The following is a 19221-nucleotide window of genomic DNA, read 5'->3' on the forward strand; positions in this document are numbered from 1 at the left end:
GCATACACTGTTTTGATTTTGGGGATAGAATTATGTGGGGCATGGAAAAAGCTTCTGTTCAAGAAAAAAAAATACAAAATCAGCAACTAGAACAAGATATTAAAAGCTTTAGCCATAAAATAGAAAGTTTCCTTATCCAAGTTAATGAGCTGATCTTAGATAAGCCGCAACAAACTAAACTTGCGCTGACTTGTTTGTTGGCTGGCGGTCATGTGCTATTTGAAGATTTACCAGGCTTGGGTAAAACAACATTAGCCAGTGCTTTAGCTCGTTTGGCGGGACTGCATTTTCAACGAATCCAATTTACCAATGATATGCTGGCGAGTGATGTGATTGGTATCAATATTTTTAATCAAAAAGAACATATTTTTGAATTTAAAAAAGGCCCTGTCTTTACTCAAATTTTACTTGCGGATGAAATTAATCGTTGTAGCCCTAAAACGCAAAGCGCGTTGCTCGAAGCAATGGAAGAAGGGGCTGTCACAGTTGATGGTATTCACTATGAATTACCTCAGCCTTTTTGGGTACTGGCTACGCAAAACCCACTCTTTCAAAGTGGAACCTATGCTTTGCCTGAGTCTCAACTAGATCGTTTTTTAATGCGTTTGTCTTTGGGCTATCCATCTCGCCAAGCTGAAAAACTTTTACTTCAACAAAGTTCACGTCAGCTTCTTATTCATCAATTGGATTCTGTATTTAATCAAGCGGATATTTTGCATTTACGTGAACTCGCTAAACAAGTTTTTTTAAGTGATGCTGTACTTAACTATATTTTAGATTTGGCCGCTGAAACACGTAAGCAACGTCATGGTTTATCAACACGTGGAGTATTGGCATTAAAAGCTGCATCCCAAGCTTATGCATTAGTAGAAGGGCGAGCTTTTGTAACGACAGACGACGTGCAGATGGTGTTTATATCTGTAGTTTCACATCGTCTCAGTTTGGGTGAAAATGAAGTAAGAAAAATTTTAGAATCGGTAGAGGCATTCTAGTTGAGAGTGGGATATGCAAAAATTATTCAAGCATCCACTACAAAACTGGATTGCAAAACGATTCCAAATTGATGAAAAGAAGCGACTTACACAAAAAGATATTTTGATCTTTTTATATAGGCAAGGTTTTCTATATCTTGTGCTAATTTTGATTACGTTTATTGCAGGTATTAACTACGCAAATAACTTAATTCTAGGTTTTTGTTTTTTAATTAGTGCAATTTTATGGATTAGTTTTTATCTTACTTTTAAGCAGTTACATCGGCTGGATATAGAGCTTGTCTTTCCTGAAATAGGGCAAGTGGATAACTCATTTACACTAAAAATAATGTTTAAACAAAAAAGTATTTTTACTCGATATCTCAGAATTATTAGTGAAGAGAAAGAACATTTTTTCTGCTTTGAGCATACTCAACAAATTTTTGAGTTGCCATTTTATCCAAATGCTCGAGGACAATACGATTTTTCACCCATAAAAATATATTCTACTTACCCATTCGGTTTAGTGCGTGCATGGACTTATTTATATCCTAAGTATAAGGTGTGGATTGCTCCCAAAGCTCACGATTGGCAAAAAGAACATAAAAGCCAACCTACCAATGCTCAAGACAGCTTAGATGAGTTTAAAGAGCTAAGAGCATTTCAACATGGTGATTCCTATCAAAATGTAGCTTGGAAACAGGTTGCAAGAGGACAAGGATTTTTTATTAAAATGTTCGAAACTCAAGCCAATCATCAATATTTAGAAATAGATTATCAACAAATACCTGCACAAGGGCATGAACAAAAACTGAGTTTTATGATGGGTTTAATTGAGCAATGCGAACTATTGGGCGATGACTATGCTGTGATATTGCCTCATGCACGATTAGAAAGTGGACAAGGTCAATCACAGTTAATCAAGGCTAAACTTTTGCTGGCGCAGGCTTGATGATGAATAAACAAATTTATTTCTGTATTTTAGTTGCGCTAGTCTTAATACTAATTGGACAAATCCCGTTTATTCCATTTACTTTGAGTGGTCTATGGGCTGTCGTGTTGTTGGTTTTGGTTTGGCAATATTTAAAGAACAAAATCACAGCATTTTCGAATTGGATCCTTGTTCCATTTACGATAGTTTCTATTGCCTTGATCTTACTACAATACCGAAGCTTGTTTGGTGTGGAGGCAGGAGTTGCATTTCTTTGTACCTGTTTAATTGCAAAGACAATGGAAGTTAAAAATACTCGAGATCTATTGGTTGTATTTAACTTCGCATTATTTGTCAGTGCTAGTCTGTTATTGCACAGTCAAGCATTCTGGATGGCGCTAGTTGTATTTTCTGCATTTATCATGTGTATGGTTGGGTTATATCGCATTCAAACCGCACTTTTTCAGCAAAAAACAGCATCAAACCAGTTCAGACGTGATTTAAAGCAGATATTTAAATTTGTAGCAGTAGCGGCCCCATTTTTTATTTTATTATTTATTTTCTTCCCGCGTTTACCCCCATTGTGGGCGATTCCAATTCAACAAGATCGTGCGACGACGGGGATTAGTGATCGTATGTCTCCTGGTGATATTGCGGAGCTGTCGCAATCATCAGCTCTAGCATTTCGTATTGTGGCAAATATGAATCAGTTGCCGAGTCGAAATGATTTATATTGGAGAGCATTGGTATTGGATATGTATGATGGTTCAACTTGGACCAGTCATTATTCAAATCAAAGTTTGAAGCGAGTGGATTACGCTACTCAAAAACAAGTTAAATACCAATATTTATCAGCTGATGAACAATCCAATTGGATCATGGGGCTTGAATATTCAGTTCCTCAAGAACGATATTTACAGGTTTATCAGGATGATAGTATTCGCCCATCAAAATTGTTAAAGCGAAATCAACCAATACAAATGTTGTGGTTAGGCAGAATAACTGCCCAATCAGAAGTGTTGAATACAAAACAAATAGAAATAAACACTCGGTATATTGAAGGATTAGATCCAAAAGCACAGAAACTCGCAGAAACATTATTGGATCAAAGCCAGCATCAACTGAACCAATATATCCGAAGTGTCTTAGCTTGGTATCGCAAAAATGGTTTTGTATACACATTAACTCCTGGAACTTTGGGTGGAAACCGCATAGACCAGTTTTTATTTTCAAGTCGTAAAGGGTTTTGTGAGCACTATGCATCTAGTTTTGTAATGTTAATGCGTTATGCAGGTATTCCTGCCCGTGTGGTAACAGGTTATCAGGGGGGGCAACTAGGACCTGATAATCAGAGTTGGGAAGTAAGACAATTAGATGCACATGCATGGAGTGAAGTTTATCTAAATGGTAAATGGCAAAGAATTGATCCAACAGCGATGATTGCGCCGCAAAGAATTGACACAGGCATGCAAAATTATTTAGCTCAAGATGAAACAATCTGGGGTGATCAGCAATCAGAAGCTTGGCGTTTACAGCAATTTAAAATGCTAAAAAACATGCGAATTTGGAGTGATTATTTAAGTTATCAATGGCAGAGTAAAGTCGTTGGATATGATGTAGAAAAGCAAAAGAATTGGTTATCACGTTTAGGATTAAATTCAAGTTATGCCTATGTGATTATTTTAATCGGAGGATTTGGATCAATTCTAATTTTGTATGCGGCTTATTATTGGTGGGTGCAAAGATCCAAACAAACGTCTTACGACCGTGAAATACAAAAGTTTCAGAAAAAGTTGCCCATTCATTTGCGAAAAAGACATTCTGAGACATTTCAGATGTGGATTCATCGTTTATCTGAACAGGCTAATGGTCATCAATCATTTGAACAACTTATTGTGTTATATCAAAAAATTATTTTTAAGGAACAAAAGGATGAAAATAATCTCATGCTCTTTAAGCGTTTGCTTAAAGACTGTGCGATTACACTAAAACAGGTTCAAAAAAACTTGTGAAGCTTATAAAAAATGAATATCATGCTTTTCATTCTAGGTGTATAGCTCAGTTGGTTAGAGCGCTACGTTGACATCGTAGAGGTCTCCAGTTCGAGTCTGGATATACCTACCAAGATTCTATGTTAAATCAGTATATTAAAGCCCACTCAAAAGTGGGCTTTTTATTTTAGGGGACTTTTCGGGGAACTCCGTTCGGTTTTAATGTGAATAAGTACAATAAATCGCCGTATTTTGAACTTAAAAAATCACCTAAAACTGACACGTTGCGGCTTCGATTCTTCATGCCCTTGTAGGTAGTGATCCGTCATTTTTTCAGTCGCATGACCAGCTAATGCCTGAGCATAACCTTTGGGTATTTCGATGGACTAAAAAGATACCTTAAAACAAACTCTGATTAACTTGTTTAAACGTAGTTATTTAGCATGGAAATACGATAAGGTGATTTTTGGGCAAGATATTAGACTCTTTGTCGCTATTGAGATACCAGCAATCTGAATAGCCACTAATTTTGTAGACATCTTTTAGTTCGACATAGCTTCTGATATGTGGGAATTTTTCACCTTGTTTCATATGGTGAATTAATCCGTGAAGGGCAAATCCCATCATAAAATCGGCGCCAGTTAAACGATCGCCCACCAAAAATAATTTATCTTTTAAATAATCATTTAAATAACCAAAAACTTTATCAAACTCGATTTGAGTATAGTTTTTTAGAAATACTAATTTTGTGCCGTGTTTAGTTTCTATCTGATTAAACGTTTTTAATAAAAATGGCACCATCGCAGAGCTTTCTGCGAAATGAATCCATTGTAGGTAATCTGCATAATTAGCTTCATTTGTATCTGGTGCTAGATGTGGTGCAAGTCTTTGAATCAGTAACTCTACGATAGCTCCTGATTCCGCAATAACTTTACCTTGCCATTCAATCACAGGAGATTTTCCTAGAGGATGCATGTTTTTTAGTGACTCAGGTGCCAAATGAGTAACTTTGTCACGGTAATAGCGTTGCAATTCATACGGTTGTTTGATTTCTTCAAGTAACCACAAAATGCGGAAAGAGCGTGATTGGTCTAAGTGATGTAATGTAATCATGAAGTTTCCTGTCTTAAAAAATTTTATGGGAAATTTCCAAAATTTTACGGTTTCCAATATACCCTCAAGTCAATTGATAGTGCTGTTTATCTATTTATAAATAGCAACCAACTGGTATAGAAAATGTGAATAATCAGATGTTCTTCAACGTTTGGAGTTGTAATTCAGGGCAGAGTGATACTTTGCTAAAAAGCTTAGCAATTCTAGAGTCTGAAACTCTGTAAGTTTCAATATTCTTCTTGGGTTGAAAAAATAAAAATTGAATTTATTTTAAAAATCATATACTTGGAAATAATTATTATTTTAAATACAAAGAAGGATGAGTAGGTAGAACATCTGTGTAAAGCTTTTGAACTATATCTCAATCGCAAATATAAAGTTATAAAAGATAAAATATTTTATAGATTCAAAGAACATGCCATTTAATCTATTAATTGAAAATAACTATGATTACGCTTAGTTAAAATTGCAAAGCATTTAACCCTAGATTTTGTCATTTTATGCTACTTGACCGAGATTGGTATTGGTGATAATTTAATCAACAAGGAAGTCATATACTATTTAGGATTTAAGAGAAATCTTTCCTAAATGAACAAAGATATGACAACCTGTATACACAGCTAACAACGAACGAAACAATTTTGATTGTTTTTAAAAATGTTCAAGGTTGTAGAAAAGCCCGTTAATCGGGCTTTTTTAATGTCAATTTTTAAAAGAAAATCTAAGCTATATTTAGGAACAAAAATTAGAGTAGGAATAGGGGATTGTGGTGCTGATATTGATTATTTTAGTCTTTACCATTGGTTTGGTTTTATTAATCTTATTAGCGAAGAAAGTTAAGTCTATACAGGACAATGCTGATTATAGTCATTCATATTCTTCGACAACTTCCGCATCTAATTCATATCAGGAACATGACGATAGGCATTCTGATGAATGTCGTTCTAGTGATGAATCAAATTCGGATACTAACAGTTGTGATAGTAGTAACCATGATTAAAAAAACTCGTACCTCAGAGGGAGAGATACGAGTTAAACTTCGACTTATGGTAGGTCAAACCAAATCATTTGGGCATCTTCAAGACCCTTGATTGTTGCACTCTCATCAAACAGTAAAGCATCGCCAGCTTTTACATGATGATCAGCAATCATAACTTCACCAGAAACCACGTGAACATAGTTCACTTTTTTCGTTGCTGTGATTTCTAATTGTTGATCTTTCTCAAGTACAGCTGTTTTTACTTCAGCATTTTGACGAATCAACATTGGTGCAGATTCATCGCCTGCGATTAGATGCCATTGGTTAGGATGATCCTTTGGGTTGAGCTGAATTTGCTGATAAGTCGGTGCAGCATCTTGAACATTTGGTTGAATCCAAATCTGTAATAGATGTACTGCTTTATCATGCTTATTCATTTCACTATGGGTTACACCTGTACCCGCACTCATTAATTGCCATTCACCTGCATTAATTTGACCTTCATTACCCATACTATCTTTATGAGAAATGGTGCCATCTAGTACACAGGTTAGAATTTCCATATTGTCATGCGGATGCGTACCAAAACCATTATGTGCTGCAATCGTATCGTCATTAATTACACGTAATGCACTCACACCCATGTATTTCGGATTGTACCAGCTACCAAATGAGAAACTATGGTAAGTATCTAACCAGCCAGCTTTTACATGACCGCGATTTTCACTACGATGTAGATAAGCATTCATCTTTCATCTCCTAATTCTTATGTTTTGCTTGATAGTAATAATATCGATTCATAATGGTTATAAATAGTCTTTAATTGCGACATATTGTTCTATTTGTGGAATGATTGTTTACCATGGACTCTTATTAAGATATTAAAAAAGGCTGAATATATATTCAGCCTTTTCTGTAAGATAATTTACTTATCAATCGCTTACTTTGATTTGCTTTCCAATTGAGGAATTGCAGAACCTTGACCAACAGCAAGTAAACCTGTTTCAGTGTAGATACCAAGTTTTGCACGTGTATCCGTAATGTCGAGGTTACGCATCGTTAACTGACCGATACGATCCATTGGTGTAAACATTGAATCACCTTTCTCCATTGTTAAACGCTCAGCTTCATAAGTGAGGTTAGGAGATTCGGTATTCATAATCGTATAATCATTACCACGACGTAATTCTAAAGTGACAGTACCAGTAATCGCTTTAGCTACCCAACGTTGTGCTGTTTCACGAAGCATAAGCGCTTGAGAATCGAACCAACGACCTTGGTAAAGTAGACGGCCTAAACGTAAACCGTTGATACGATATTGTTCAATCGTGTCTTCGTTATGAATACCTGTAACTAAGCGCTCATAAGCGATATGTAATAGAGCCATACCAGGCGCTTCATAAATACCACGAGATTTTGCTTCGATGATACGGTTTTCAATTTGGTCAGACATACCAAGACCATGACGACCACCGATACGGTTAGCTTCTAAGATCAGCTCAACAGGATCTTCGATACGTTGACCATTTAATGCAACAGGGAAACCTTCTTCAAAAGTAATTGATACTTCTTCTGCATCAATTTTTACATCTTCTTTCCAGAAAGCAACGCCCATAATTGGGTCTACGATTTTAATACCTGCATCGAGATATTCTAAATCCTTAGCTTCGTGAGTAGCACCCAACATATTAGAGTCAGTTGAATACGCTTTTTCCTTTGACATTTTATAGTCAAAACCGTTGTCGATGAGGAACTGTGACATTTCCGCACGACCGCCTAACTCATCAATAAAGGTTTGGTCTAACCACGGTTTGTAGATTTTTAGAGCTGGATTGGTCAATAAGCCATAACGATAGAAACGTTCAATATCGTTACCTTTATAAGTAGAACCATCACCCCAGATGTTCGCATCATCTTCTTTCATTGCTGTCACAAGCATAGTACCTGTTACTGCACGACCTAAAGGTGTTGTGTTGAAATAAGGTACACCGCCAGTGCTAATATGAAAGGCACCACATTGAATTGCAGCAATACCTTCAAGAGCAAGTTGTAAACGACAATCGATTAATCGAGCTTTGACTGCACCGTATTGTTCAGCTTTCTTTGGAATAGCATCATAGTCATCTTCATCAGGTTGACCTAAGTTTGCTGTATAAGCATAAGGTTCCGCACCTTTTTGCTTCATCCACAATAAAGCTGCTGAAGTATCGAGACCACCAGAAAAGGCAATCCCAACTTTTTTGCCTACAGGTACGTGCTGCAAGATAGTTGCATTATCAGTCATTGCTTGTCCTAACGTTTATTAGTAAAGACCCCGAATAGGTGGTCTTGAGAATAAAAAATCGGAGCTATTGTAACACTTTTCATTGAGCTTGTTTTCCTCAAAGAAAAACTAAGCAGAAAAATTATGTGTGCTTTCATGTGGAATATTGAATTTTTAAGATGTAAATCATAACGGTTACATTTGTTTTGACTTTAGTGTCAGCATTTTCTTAAAAAAAGTCATAAACACGTATAAAAATTCAGTTAAAGTACTATGCAACAAGTTGCAAAGCCAATAAATATAGAAGGAATACCATGACTAGCTATGCAAATATCTTAAAACCATTACATTTGGGTTTTACGACCATTAAAAACCGTGTTGTGATGGGTTCAATGCACTCTGGTTTAGAAGACCGTTTTTTTAATTATCCTAAACTTGCAGCTTATTTTGGTGAGCGCGCAAAAGGGGGCGTAGGTCTTATTATCACTGGTGGTATTTCTCCAAACCGTCAAGGTTGGTTATTGCCAGCGGGTGGTACGATGAATAGTTTGGTGGATATTCCTCATCACCGTCTTGTTACTCACGCTGTGCATAAGCATGGTTCAAAAATTCTTATGCAGATTTTGCATTCTGGTCGTTATGGATATCATCCATTTTCAGTTTCTTCTTCGCCAATTCAAGCACCAATTAACCCATTTAAACCACGACAAATGTCAGATTCACAAATTCTGGCTACAATTGATGACTATGCACGCTGTGCAAGCCTAGCTAAAAAAGCAGGGTATGACGGTGTTGAAATCATGGGTTCAGAGGGATATTTAATCAATCAATTCCTTAGCAGCCACGTGAACAAGCGCACAGATCGCTGGGGTGGTGATATTGAAAACCGTATGCGTTTTCCTGTGGAAATTGTAAAAGCAATCCGTGCCAAAGTGGGTGAGAAGTTCATTATCTGCTTCCGTTTATCCATGCTGGATCTCGTGCATGACGGAAATACAATGCAGGAAGTGATTGTAGTAGCAAAGGCACTTGAAAAAGCAGGCGTGACTTTATTAAACACGGGGATTGGCTGGCATGAAGCACGTATCCCAACGATTGTCACTTCTGTGCCTCGCGCTGCATTTGTAGACTATACAGCTCATGTTAAACAGCATGTTTCTGTTCCAATCATTGCTTCAAACCGTATTAATATGCCTGATGTTGCAGAAGAAATTATTGCTTCAGGTAAAGCAGATATGGTGCAAATGGCAAGACCATTTTTAGCTGATCCATACTGGGTAAATAAAACTGCAACCAATCGTGTAGATGAGATTAATACCTGTATCGCGTGTAACCAAGCATGTTTAGATCATGCGTTTAAAAATCAACGTGTGAGTTGTTTAGTTAACCCACAAGCGTGTTATGAAACTGAATTGGTTTATATCAAGACTAAAAAACCAAAACGTATTGCTGTTGTAGGTGGTGGTGTTGCTGGAATGTCAGCGGCTACAGTTGCTGCAAGTCGTGGTCATGCAGTGACACTGTTTGAAGCAAGTGATGACGTTGGTGGTCAATTTAACTTAGCGAAAGTTGTCCCAGGAAAAGAAGAATTCCATGAGACGATTCGTTACTTTAAAGTTCAACTTAAACAAACTGGAGTTGATTTACGTTTGAACACTCGCGTAAATCGTGAACAACTTGAACGTGAAGGTTTTGATGAAGTTATCGTGGCAACAGGTGTTGTTCCTCGTGCTTTAAAAATTCAGGGCAGTACTGCTCCACAAGTTTTATCTTATGCTGAAGTTTTAAGAGGCGCTGAAGTTGGGCATAAAGTCGCAGTTATCGGCGCGGGTGGTATTGGTTTCGATGTGTCTGAATTTTTGTTAAAACCACCGCATCAGCCTCAACCACAACCTTTAGCTGAATGGCAGCGTGAATGGGGTGTTGATCCAAATCCAGACTATATTTCTGAAGGTGGAACTCAACGTCCTGAAGTGGAAATGCCAGTTCGCCAAATTTATTTATTACAACGTAAAACGACACCTCTTGGTATTGGTTTAGGTAAAACATCTGGTTGGGTTCATCGAGCACAACTCAAAAAACATGCAGTACGTATGTTAAGGGGCGTTCAATATAAATCTGTGACTGATGAAGGATTGTGGATCGAGCACAATGGTCATGATCAGTTATTGCGTGTTGATACGATCGTGGTGTGTGCTGGTCAAGAATCTGTAAAAGATTTGATGCCAAAAGAAGGTGAGAATACCTTTGCCAATTATCATATTATTGGTGGTGCAAAGCTCGCTGCTGAGCTTGATGCAAAACGTGCGATTCGTGATGGTGCTGAATTAGCAGCAAAACTTTGATAATTGATGAAACATTATGCATTTGAATACATTGCAGTTAAATTTTTCTTGAATAAAAGAATCAAGCTTTGTATTCTTACGCACATGGAAGCGTGGCAGAGCGGTTTAATGCACCGGTCTTGAAAACCGACGAGGGTGTGAGTCCTCCGTGAGTTCGAATCTCACCGCTTCCGCCAAATATCTAAAAACCCTTGTTTTTACAAGGGCTTTTTTTTATCTATGCGTTTACCCCTCAACTTACCCCACATAAAATTTTGGATTGTAAAAATCTAAATAAGAATAATTCAAAAAGGTTCAGATACTCGTTGAATTTAACGATTTCTTGCAGTACAAGGAATCTGTAATGTGCTTCGTAATTGATGATGTGTATCGAAACTACAGGAAACTTTCACTTGGAAGTTTCTATGCAAATAATTTGTAAAAGTTCTCTGCCATTTGATTCGGTGTTTTAAAATCTAATCCATTTTTATCAGCACACATCAAGATAATATTGGTGGAAAAGCGGTTATTAATTTAAAAATAGTCGCTTTGCTCTTTCTATGGGTTTCGACTTTAGTTAAGCGCTTTTTGAAAATTTCTTAATACTTTCACCATTTTCGTGTGGTTATTATTTTTTAATCAAATTCAGATCGTTGAGCATTTAAGTTTTTAAACTTCGACCGTAAAAGAATAAGGTCTTTCGTTCAGATTGCTATTTATAAAAATCGCGTCAAATGACATGTTTTCTAATAATGTTTTGAGGTTGTGATGTGTTTTGATTGAGTCAGCAGAAAGTTTAATAAGCACAATCAGATTGACGGGATCTATCATAAATTCAATCGTTGTTGGTTTCGTTTTGATAAGACTCAAATCATTTTCATGTAAAAGTTTTGTGATTTGTTGAGTGAGTTGATTTATTTGTAATTCATCATCTTTTGAAGGCGATGTCATACTAAGCTCAATCAAAGTAGAGTAAAGCTCTAAATCTTTAGGATCATCAATGACATCGACCTTGTATAACCCCAATGATTCGGTTTCAGACTTCGAGATGGGTAATTGATAATCTTCCAAAAAATTTGAATCCATCGGTTTGATATTTGCTTGATACAGATTAGACACATCCTTTGCATCTTTGATGGCTTTTTTTGCTCTGTTTTGTGCATCTAATAATGGATCATATAAGTTATTAGCCTCTATCATTTGTGTATCTTGAGAGAGATCAAAAAAATCGGAGACTTGATTTGCTAAATTGGTGCTGTCAGTCGAGGAGGCATCCAATCTTTTTGAATTCTGAGTCTGAAGTTGATTGACCGTTGATGGGGAGGGCTCAGAAGATATTCGTACTGTATCATTATTTGTTTTAACTGATGCCGAAACAAAAGTTACTTTCATAGTCGATCTAATATCAGAGCTATTTTCAGCATCAGGTTTTAAGAGCACGATGAGGATCACAACATGCGCGATGATGCTAAAGAGAAATGCGCTCTGTGAAACATTCAGTTTTATTGGAGTCCACATATTTTTCCTCCTTAGCATTTATCTGATCAATCAGAATAAATATCGCAAGGTCATTCTGAGGTTTCTTCCCTCAGTTGGATGGACATGTTTATCAAGAATACCTTCGCGTTCAGTTGAGCTAGGCGAACATGCCGAATCTCCTAAATCCTGTCGAGCGCATGAAGCATAGTAGTATTCAATATCATTAATTTTTTGATCAAATACGTTGAACAATTCAAGTTGTGCTTGGAAGTTCTTATTAAATTGATAACTGCCTTGCAAGTTCACCAAAGTTGAAGAGTCTGAACGAACTGAATTATCCTCAATCAGTGGGCGTGAACCAAAATAACGTAAACGACCACCAAAGTTTAATTGGTCATTAAAATGGTATGTAAAACCAGTAGCGACAGTCTTTTCGATCGCACCTGGTATGTGGTTTCCTTCAATACTATGATTTTTAAATCTTGCTTTTGACCATGCCGCATCTAAATCGATGATCCACGCATCAGTAGGTTGATAGAACTGTGAAATTTCAATCCCTTGGCGTTTACTTGGTCGACTAGCCTCCGTTGTACCTGCATCGCCAATAAATACCAGTTCTGAATCAGAATCAAGTTGCCATAAAGCAATCGTACTCGTCAGTTCTGGAATAAAATTAGCTCTGAGTCCAATTTCAGAATTGATGGTTCTGACTAACGGCGAAACAGAATCAATTTTACTTAAATAGTTACTGTCTCTTGGATCGATATTTAAGCGAGTTGTGGTGCCTCTCGCATCATTGCTATGAAATCCATAAGCATAATTCAGATAATATTCAACATTTTTCCAAGGACCTAAAACCATGCTCAGTTTAGGGCTAAGAATGTGGTCAGTTTCATTGCCCGTATTTTCTTTGCGATCTGAATTAATATCAAAAGAATAAAAATCTCCACGTACACCGAAAATAGTCTTTAACCAAGGTTGCCAACTGGTTTGATTTTGACCCCAAATACCAAAAGAAAACTCTTGAATATCATCTTGGCGAATTGTGTAGAAGCGTTGACGGTTTTCAGTTTGATAAAGCCCGATATCCGCGATGTAGTCATATCTAAAAGAGCTGCCATATGTATTTAAAACGTCTCTATCTTGCCAAACCGTAGCCCAACCTTTCTGATACTTTGCACCAAGCGTTGTGCGTTCCTCCGCTTGTTCAAATTGATCCCCTCGTATTGGATCATTAAGAAAATAACTAAAATCAGAAAATAAGTTCAGCTTGTTATAGACGGCATATGATGAAAGTTCAGAGAATATTTTTTCATCATGATTCTTCGAATTGTACCAAAGTGCAGTTCTTGAGGATTTTCCACCGTCGCTAGTATTTAGGCTGCCAAATCGATCAATCTCCCCACTGTCAATTAAACGCTCGGGGATTTGATCAGTTGCATCCCATTTAGACTGGTAATGTTGAAAAGCGATGGACTTATTTTTACTGTGGTCTCCGCTAAAGTATTTTAGAAATATATTCTGTTTGGATAAATTCTCAGGATTTATCCATGGACCATCGTTATTGAAATTTTCAATTGCAGCAATAATTTCACCATTCTGCAGTTGCAGATTGCCGACACCTAAAACTCTAAGTAAATCATTTTTTCCTAGCGTCATTTGTACATAGGAACGATCTAATGAATGAATACTTGAAATTTTCGCAGTACCAGCCGAAGCGAAATCACCATCATCAATTGATGTTGCACCTTTATGATATTGAATCGTTTCAATCAGTTCTGGAATCAGAAAATTTAAATCGGTATAGCCTTGTCCATGTGCATGACTGACCATATTGATTGGGATTTCATCAAATGAAGTGGCAAAGTCGGTACCATGATCTAGGTTAAATCCACGCAGGAAAAACTGATTTGCCTTACCTGTACCGCTGTGTTGCGTTACGATGACTCCTGGTATCGTTTCTAGTACTTCACCAGGTCTAGAGAGTGGGCGAGTTTGAATTTGTTCTTGAGAGATCGTACCTTGAGAAGCAGTCGTAGCAATACCAAATGGCTCATCTGTAGAAGATGAAGCTGAGAGCTTGATCGTCGGAAGACCTAGAATAAGTTCACCACCTGCATAAGTCATTTGACTCAAGTAAAAGTTGCTACTACTCATCAAAAGTAAAGAAATGATCTTTTTTTTCATTTTTTTTCACTTATATAATTTTATGGTTTAGCTTAATTTTTTTGCTGTGAAATCACTGTGAATCGTAACGATTAAAATCCTTTATATTAAAAAAAATCAAAGCACAGCAACCATTTGTTTTAAACGTGGAAGATAAGTTGGATTTTGATAACCTGTGATCGTGCTCCAACGCAACAGTTTTTCAGCACTTATACGGTCTTGGCTTGCGAGTGCAAGTTCTGCATAAACTTCAAAATCTTCATTTTCTCTTTGCATATCCCAGTTTTTCGCAGCGATCTTGAGACCTTCTTGATATTGCTTTGATACCCAAAGATATTGTGCTTGTTCTCTCAAATGGATGTGATCTTGCTCTTTTAATAAGGTTTGAACACGCAAGCTTAACTCACTCAGGTCTTTATTTGTTGAGTGATCACCTAGTTTCTGTTTCGCTAAAATAATTCGATAAAGAGCACCATCATGATAACGATAGAATTCTAAGATCTTTAATGCCGTTTGATATTGTTGTTGAGCGATATACCAATTTGCTTTGGCGAGAGTATTAGGTAGGTTATCTGTTACAAGTAAGGGAATAGCTTGAGTCGCAAGTTGTTGATCATTATATCGTGTGGCAACTTCAAGCAAAATATTTCCAAACCACTGTTTGTCATTTTTACTAAGTCGTGAAGTCGCTTTTAAAAGCTCATCTGCTTTAGGTTTTAAATCTGAATAATTCTTGGTCATTGCCTCAACTTGGAGGATACAGCCAGCTTGATACCATTTGACTTCGGAATCATTTAGTTGATTGCATAAGCTAAGCGATTGATCGAATTGACCTTGAAGTCTGTAAATATTTGCGAGCTGTAAAATAGCATCATATTGGTTTGGCTGAGATTTCAGTATTTCTTTTAGAGTCTTTTCTGCTGTACTAAAATCATGGTTAGCCTGCGCTAATCGAGTTGCCAGTAATTTATTTTCCACATCGGAAGGATTTTTACTGGTTTTCATTAGGTTTTCAGCTTGTTCCAATAAATCACCATCGCCACGAGCATATGCTTTTTCGAGTAATACGGTCACAATTTGGTTTCTAACTGTATCGTTATAATGATTATTCAAACTGCTTTGATTGTTTGTAAGTTCTGAGCTTGTATTTTTATGTTGATGTTTAGGATGTGCATGCACAGGACCAAAATAACTAAGTACTAAAACAGCAAGGGTAAGTTGGCGGATTAACATTTAGAAAAACTCCTAAAAAAGCCCTTAGTTAGCTAATCTAACCAAGGGCTTTTGTTTTAAAATTTAACTGCTACAGGTTCAGCTTTGTTATCTATGGTTGTTTCTGATATTGCAGTCAGAGTTTTTGGTTCAGCTTGTTCAAAGTTGCTTTGCGATTGGTTGGTCAATATCAACGTTTCTTTCAGTACAGCATCACCTTGAGATTGGTTGTTATTGTTGGGTTTAGATTTATTATCATCGCCACCACATCCGCTTAATCCAATTGCAACCATGAACAACAGCATATATTTTTTCATGGTGTTTACTCCTGATTATTTGCTAGCTGTATTAAACGGTGAGCCCGATACTGGAGTATTTAAATAAGGGAATGTTGTACCGAACTGTTGCGGTGATTGTAACGCGCCATCAGTAAAACTAATTCCGCCAGCTTTGGCATCAGTTGCTTTACAACCTACGGCAGTATTTACACCATCAATCGTACACAACAAGCCCATAGCAACTCGAAGCTCAATATCTACAACATCATCACCAGGGCGACGACCATTTGGGAAACCAGCAGTATCACCACCAATGACGCCTAAACGACTTTGCTTGTCTTTTGTTGTCGGTGCGATTGCTGTATTCAAACGTAGCATCTCAGACGCTTTCACATTTTTTGGTTGATTGAGACCAGGAATACCCAATAAGAATGCATTCACTAAGTCTGTACGTGGGAAGTTTGTTGGTGCTACAACAGCGCCGCCTGTGGCATCTTTAAACAGAACTTCAATTAAAGTTGGTAGTGCTGGATTAGTAACATAATCAGCAAATTGACCATCATTGGCTGGCTTGCTGGCATTGAATTTGTCTTTGTCTTTCAAGCCGATCACAACCTCATTGACTAACGGCATACCCAAACGTGAAACTTGAGTCCATGCACCACCAACTTTTGATGCGCTGTTCAAGTTGCTATCAGGATTTGGATTTAATAAGGTTGCTTGAGGTAAGCTCGCAGTTGTCCAACCACCAATCACAGTATCGTTTGTTGATACTAAACAAGATTGTGGAACTTCAAGAGCGATCGTCGTGACGTTTTTATCAGCAATTGTATTTAAGCCTTGATCTTCAGCATTGACGCCAGAAGGTGCAAGTTGAGTGGCTGGAATTTTGATATTGACTAAGTCAAATACTTCTCCCAAGTTCACCGCAAAAGATTCTTGGCGTTGACCAACGAAAACTTTACCTGAACCACAGCTTCCGAAATTCACGTTTTGTACAAAACTATCTGCATAAGCTTGATAGTTAGGAATAGATTTTGTTCCTACATTATCAAATGGTTTTTTGAAAGTGCCGAGTACATTACGATCACCTTTACGACGATCTCCTTTAATCATCGTCACTGTGTAGGTTTCAGCAGTATTTTGGGCTGAACTACCGTCATTGGTAATCTTGCCGATATTAGATAATGGAACAGAAATATTTTTGCCGCCCACTGGAACTTGAAGGTCTTTTAATTCTTGGTTGAATTTGAATTGAAAGGTGATGTCTTCTTGAGCATCGCCATTATTGTCTACATGGATTTCGTATAATGCTTTTGGATCAAGAGAAAAGTAGTTCGGGCCGCCATAGGCATCTTGAAGTGGTTGATAATTGGCTAATAATGTAACGTAGTTACTGCGCCCAGATTCATAGCTTTTAAACATATAAAAATCTGTAGCATCTACTTTTGGTAGCTTAGTGATTGAGGGTGCTTCTCGGTGACTTGAAGCAAATGTGGTTGCACTAAAGCTACTTAGCAAGATTGCAATAAGTAGGCGAGAGTCCATAGAGTATCTCCTTGATCACTTTTTTGATCTTAGGTTTTAATTTTTGATAAGTTGTTATGGGTCTTATGCTTTTCCCTAATTTGAAAAGTAGTTATATGCATTAGACATTTTAGTTTTACAGATCACCTTGTGAATTTTGTGTGATGCACTTAACATATTTTCTTATGTGATTGATTTTTATATTTTAAATAGTTTTTTAGTTTATACGTTAATAGCCTAAGTTGATGATCAAATCAGGCAGGAAAATATTGAATCTATGAAATGAGATCAGTGAATTTTAGTTTCATTGATCTCTAAAAATATAAAATAATCCCTTGTTTAACGATTAATTTCTAATGCTTGTCCACGACAATTTAAAAATAACTGATTTTGATGCCACGCCAGTTGCCCAGAAACAATGGTGGTATCAACTTCATAACGAAAGGTTTTATCTTGGAATGGAGTCCAACCACATTGCATATAATTTTTTTCTTTGTACACGACAAAAAAGATAACTCATTGAAATAATGGCATAATACTTGTTTTCTGACGACGAATATGATGACACATTTCAATGAGTTACATCTCATCTTAAATAAATATCTAAAGAGGAACAAGTCACATGCAAAATGTTTTACACTGATTATGCTTGCATTAATTGTAAAACAGACATGTAATCTTTCTTCTGCATCTAAAGCCTTACCCATCAAGTGCTTACCACAATCATTTTATCGATGTATACAACGCTTCTTTGCAGATCAGTATTTCGATTATCGTCAAATTTCTCAGTTAATTTTCAATATATTTTCATTCGATAAAGTCCAATTAACTTTGGATAGAACCAACTGGAAATGGGGAAAACGAGATATCAATATCTTGATGTTAGCCATCGTCTATCGTGGAATAGCGATACCTATTGTTTGGACATTGCTAAATAAACGTGGCAATTCAGATACAAAAGAGCGTATTGCTTTGATTCAACGCTTTATCTCCATTTTTGGTAAAGATTGTATTGTGAATGAGTTCGCAGACAGAGAATTTATCGGTGAGAAATGGTTTACATGGTTAATTGAAAATGACATTCACTTCTGTATACGTGTTAAAAAAACTTTATTGTGACCAATCACTTAGCCAAGAATCATAAAATTAGTGATTTATTTCGTCATCTTCAAGTTGGTCAAACAGAATGTCGTAAACGACGTATTTGGGTTGGTCGAGTGAAACTGTATATTAGTACGCTTCGATTAGAAGATGGAGAACTTTTACTTGTTGTTTCTCCTATGTTTAATGCTTCTGCTATTGGTGATTATGCATTACGCTGGGAAATCGAAACCTTATTTAGTTGTCTCAAAGGACGTGGATTCAATCTTGAAAATACTCGTTTAACAGACCCTAGACGAGTCAAGAAATTGATAGCAGTGCTAGCTATCGGTTTCTGTTGGTGCTATTTAACAGGTGAATGGCAACATGATCGAAAAAAAACGATAAAAATAAAGAAGCATGGACGACTTTCAATAAGTTTATTTCGCTACGGTTTGGACTATGTTCAAATGGTTATTCTACGTTTGATTGGTTTTGGAAAAAAGAAGAATTTAAGAAAGTGCTCGCAATTTTAAGAAAGAAAAAGCCTGATAAGACAAGGACCCTATGAAATTTGTCGTGTACAGAGCAAAATATTATAAGTTGACTGTAGCGTTCAATATAATTTAAACCGATTGCAATGATTTGAATAAATCATCATATACTTATTTGGCTTTTAATTTATCTTTTGGTAATTTTAAGTATCTGTAAATTATTTTGTTTTCTTATTTTAAAAAGTATTTTTGTGATGTGCTTGTGTAATGAATGGTAGTTATTTAAGCAAATCAGTCTTTAATCAGTACAATCAAAATTCACTCTTTTTTCACTTATCGCCATCTAAGTTCAAACATGAAGTAATTCAAATAAATCAATTTTCTCAGTTCAAGTTGAAGGCAAAGGAGTAACC

General features: G+C 36.6%; 12 protein-coding genes, 2 tRNA genes and 2 pseudogenes. 7 read left to right on the plus strand and 9 right to left on the minus strand.

What is annotated here, in order from left to right; genetic code table 11:
• Positions 1–32 precede the first annotated feature (32 nt).
• The 4 genes from Q9Q86_RS03485 (at position 33) to Q9Q86_RS03500 (ending at position 4026) form a co-directional block, all read left to right on the plus strand.
• Entirely contained in the window at positions 33–992 is a 960-nt protein-coding gene (locus tag Q9Q86_RS03485; protein WP_004913090.1) for a MoxR family ATPase, read from the plus strand.
• Between the two features lie 13 nt (positions 993–1005).
• Positions 1006–1923, plus strand: a complete 918-nt coding sequence (locus Q9Q86_RS03490; RefSeq protein ID WP_112986147.1) for a DUF58 domain-containing protein — start codon at positions 1006–1008, stop codon at positions 1921–1923.
• A 2-nt stretch (positions 1924–1925) separates the two neighbouring features.
• Complete coding sequence (locus tag Q9Q86_RS03495) at positions 1926–3914, plus strand: DUF3488 and transglutaminase-like domain-containing protein (RefSeq protein ID WP_112986167.1); 1989 nt, start codon at positions 1926–1928, stop codon at positions 3912–3914.
• Positions 3915–3949: 35 nt separating this feature from the next.
• A tRNA-Val gene (locus Q9Q86_RS03500) sits at positions 3950–4026 on the plus strand.
• A gap of 305 nt (positions 4027–4331) precedes the next feature.
• Here the strand turns inward: Q9Q86_RS03500 and Q9Q86_RS03505 are convergent.
• The 3 genes from Q9Q86_RS03505 to argG form a co-directional block, all read right to left on the minus strand.
• The gene (locus Q9Q86_RS03505; RefSeq protein WP_227540269.1) at positions 4332–5006 is read right to left on the minus strand and encodes a glutathione S-transferase family protein; all 675 of its coding nucleotides are present in this window, start codon (positions 5004–5006) and stop codon (positions 4332–4334) included.
• 1044 nt (positions 5007–6050) lie between these two features.
• A complete protein-coding gene (locus Q9Q86_RS03515) occupies positions 6051–6734 on the minus strand; it encodes a pirin-like bicupin family protein (protein ID WP_112986144.1) in 684 nt (227 codons plus the stop codon).
• A 191-nt stretch (positions 6735–6925) separates the two neighbouring features.
• The gene (gene argG / locus Q9Q86_RS03520) at positions 6926–8269 is read right to left on the minus strand and encodes an argininosuccinate synthase (RefSeq protein WP_112986143.1); all 1344 of its coding nucleotides are present in this window, start codon (positions 8267–8269) and stop codon (positions 6926–6928) included.
• 293 nt (positions 8270–8562) lie between these two features.
• Here argG and Q9Q86_RS03525 point away from each other — a divergent pair, with 293 nt between their 5' ends.
• Both Q9Q86_RS03525 and Q9Q86_RS03530 read left to right on the plus strand, forming a co-directional pair.
• Entirely contained in the window at positions 8563–10593 is a 2031-nt protein-coding gene (locus tag Q9Q86_RS03525) for an NADPH-dependent 2,4-dienoyl-CoA reductase (RefSeq protein WP_039048318.1), read from the plus strand.
• 86 nt (positions 10594–10679) lie between these two features.
• Positions 10680–10769 (plus strand) — tRNA-Ser (locus tag Q9Q86_RS03530).
• 472 nt (positions 10770–11241) lie between these two features.
• Here Q9Q86_RS03530 and Q9Q86_RS03535 read toward each other — a convergent pair.
• The 6 genes and pseudogenes from Q9Q86_RS03535 to Q9Q86_RS03560 all read right to left on the minus strand — a co-directional run.
• Positions 11242–12090, minus strand: coding sequence for a hypothetical protein (locus tag Q9Q86_RS03535; protein ID WP_112986142.1), 849 nt, complete (start codon positions 12088–12090; stop codon positions 11242–11244).
• A gap of 30 nt (positions 12091–12120) precedes the next feature.
• Positions 12121–14238, minus strand: a complete 2118-nt coding sequence (locus Q9Q86_RS03540; protein WP_112986141.1) for a TonB-dependent receptor — start codon at positions 14236–14238, stop codon at positions 12121–12123.
• 96 nt (positions 14239–14334) lie between these two features.
• Positions 14335–15450 carry a lipopolysaccharide assembly protein LapB gene (locus tag Q9Q86_RS03545; RefSeq protein WP_112986140.1) on the minus strand — a complete coding sequence of 372 codons (1116 nt, stop codon included), beginning with the start codon at positions 15448–15450 and terminating at the stop codon, positions 14335–14337.
• 56 nt (positions 15451–15506) lie between these two features.
• The gene (locus Q9Q86_RS03550; RefSeq protein ID WP_004914937.1) at positions 15507–15746 is read right to left on the minus strand and encodes a hypothetical protein; all 240 of its coding nucleotides are present in this window, start codon (positions 15744–15746) and stop codon (positions 15507–15509) included.
• Positions 15747–15761: 15 nt separating this feature from the next.
• Positions 15762–17255: a DUF4331 domain-containing protein gene (locus Q9Q86_RS03555; RefSeq protein WP_112986139.1), complete on the minus strand. Its 1494-nt coding sequence runs from the start codon at positions 17253–17255 to the stop codon at positions 15762–15764.
• Between the two features lie 318 nt (positions 17256–17573).
• Positions 17574–17735 (minus strand): annotated as a pseudogene (locus Q9Q86_RS03560) (dihydroorotase); the annotation flags it as partial.
• A 60-nt stretch (positions 17736–17795) separates the two neighbouring features.
• Between Q9Q86_RS03560 and Q9Q86_RS03565 the strand changes: the two are divergent.
• A pseudogene (locus Q9Q86_RS03565) lies at positions 17796–18885 on the plus strand (IS4 family transposase).
• The last annotated feature ends 336 nt before the right edge of the window (positions 18886–19221 follow it).

This window comes from Acinetobacter sp. A22 (genome assembly GCF_030913345.1).
Taxonomy (GTDB): domain Bacteria; phylum Pseudomonadota; class Gammaproteobacteria; order Pseudomonadales; family Moraxellaceae; genus Acinetobacter; species Acinetobacter junii.

Bases quoted from the DNA above. Each gene is read 5' to 3' on its own strand.
- Q9Q86_RS03545 (WP_112986140.1), bottom strand. From the start codon at position 15,450: ATGTTAATCCGCCAACTTACCCTTGCTGTTTTAGTACTTAGTTATTTT.
- Q9Q86_RS03485 (WP_004913090.1), top strand. From the start codon at position 33: ATGTGGGGCATGGAAAAAGCTTCTGTTCAAGAAAAAAAAATACAAAAT.
- Q9Q86_RS03525 (WP_039048318.1), top strand. From the start codon at position 8,563: ATGACTAGCTATGCAAATATCTTAAAACCATTACATTTGGGTTTTACG.
- Q9Q86_RS03550 (WP_004914937.1), bottom strand. From the start codon at position 15,746: ATGAAAAAATATATGCTGTTGTTCATGGTTGCAATTGGATTAAGCGGA.
- Q9Q86_RS03505 (WP_227540269.1), bottom strand. From the start codon at position 5,006: ATGATTACATTACATCACTTAGACCAATCACGCTCTTTCCGCATTTTG.
- Q9Q86_RS03535 (WP_112986142.1), bottom strand. From the start codon at position 12,090: ATGTGGACTCCAATAAAACTGAATGTTTCACAGAGCGCATTTCTCTTT.
- Q9Q86_RS03540 (WP_112986141.1), bottom strand. From the start codon at position 14,238: ATGAAAAAAAAGATCATTTCTTTACTTTTGATGAGTAGTAGCAACTTT.
- Q9Q86_RS03515 (WP_112986144.1), bottom strand. From the start codon at position 6,734: ATGAATGCTTATCTACATCGTAGTGAAAATCGCGGTCATGTAAAAGCT.
- Q9Q86_RS03555 (WP_112986139.1), bottom strand. From the start codon at position 17,255: ATGGACTCTCGCCTACTTATTGCAATCTTGCTAAGTAGCTTTAGTGCA.
- Q9Q86_RS03495 (WP_112986167.1), top strand. From the start codon at position 1,926: ATGAATAAACAAATTTATTTCTGTATTTTAGTTGCGCTAGTCTTAATA.
- Q9Q86_RS03490 (WP_112986147.1), top strand. From the start codon at position 1,006: ATGCAAAAATTATTCAAGCATCCACTACAAAACTGGATTGCAAAACGA.
- argG (WP_112986143.1), bottom strand. From the start codon at position 8,269: ATGACTGATAATGCAACTATCTTGCAGCACGTACCTGTAGGCAAAAAA.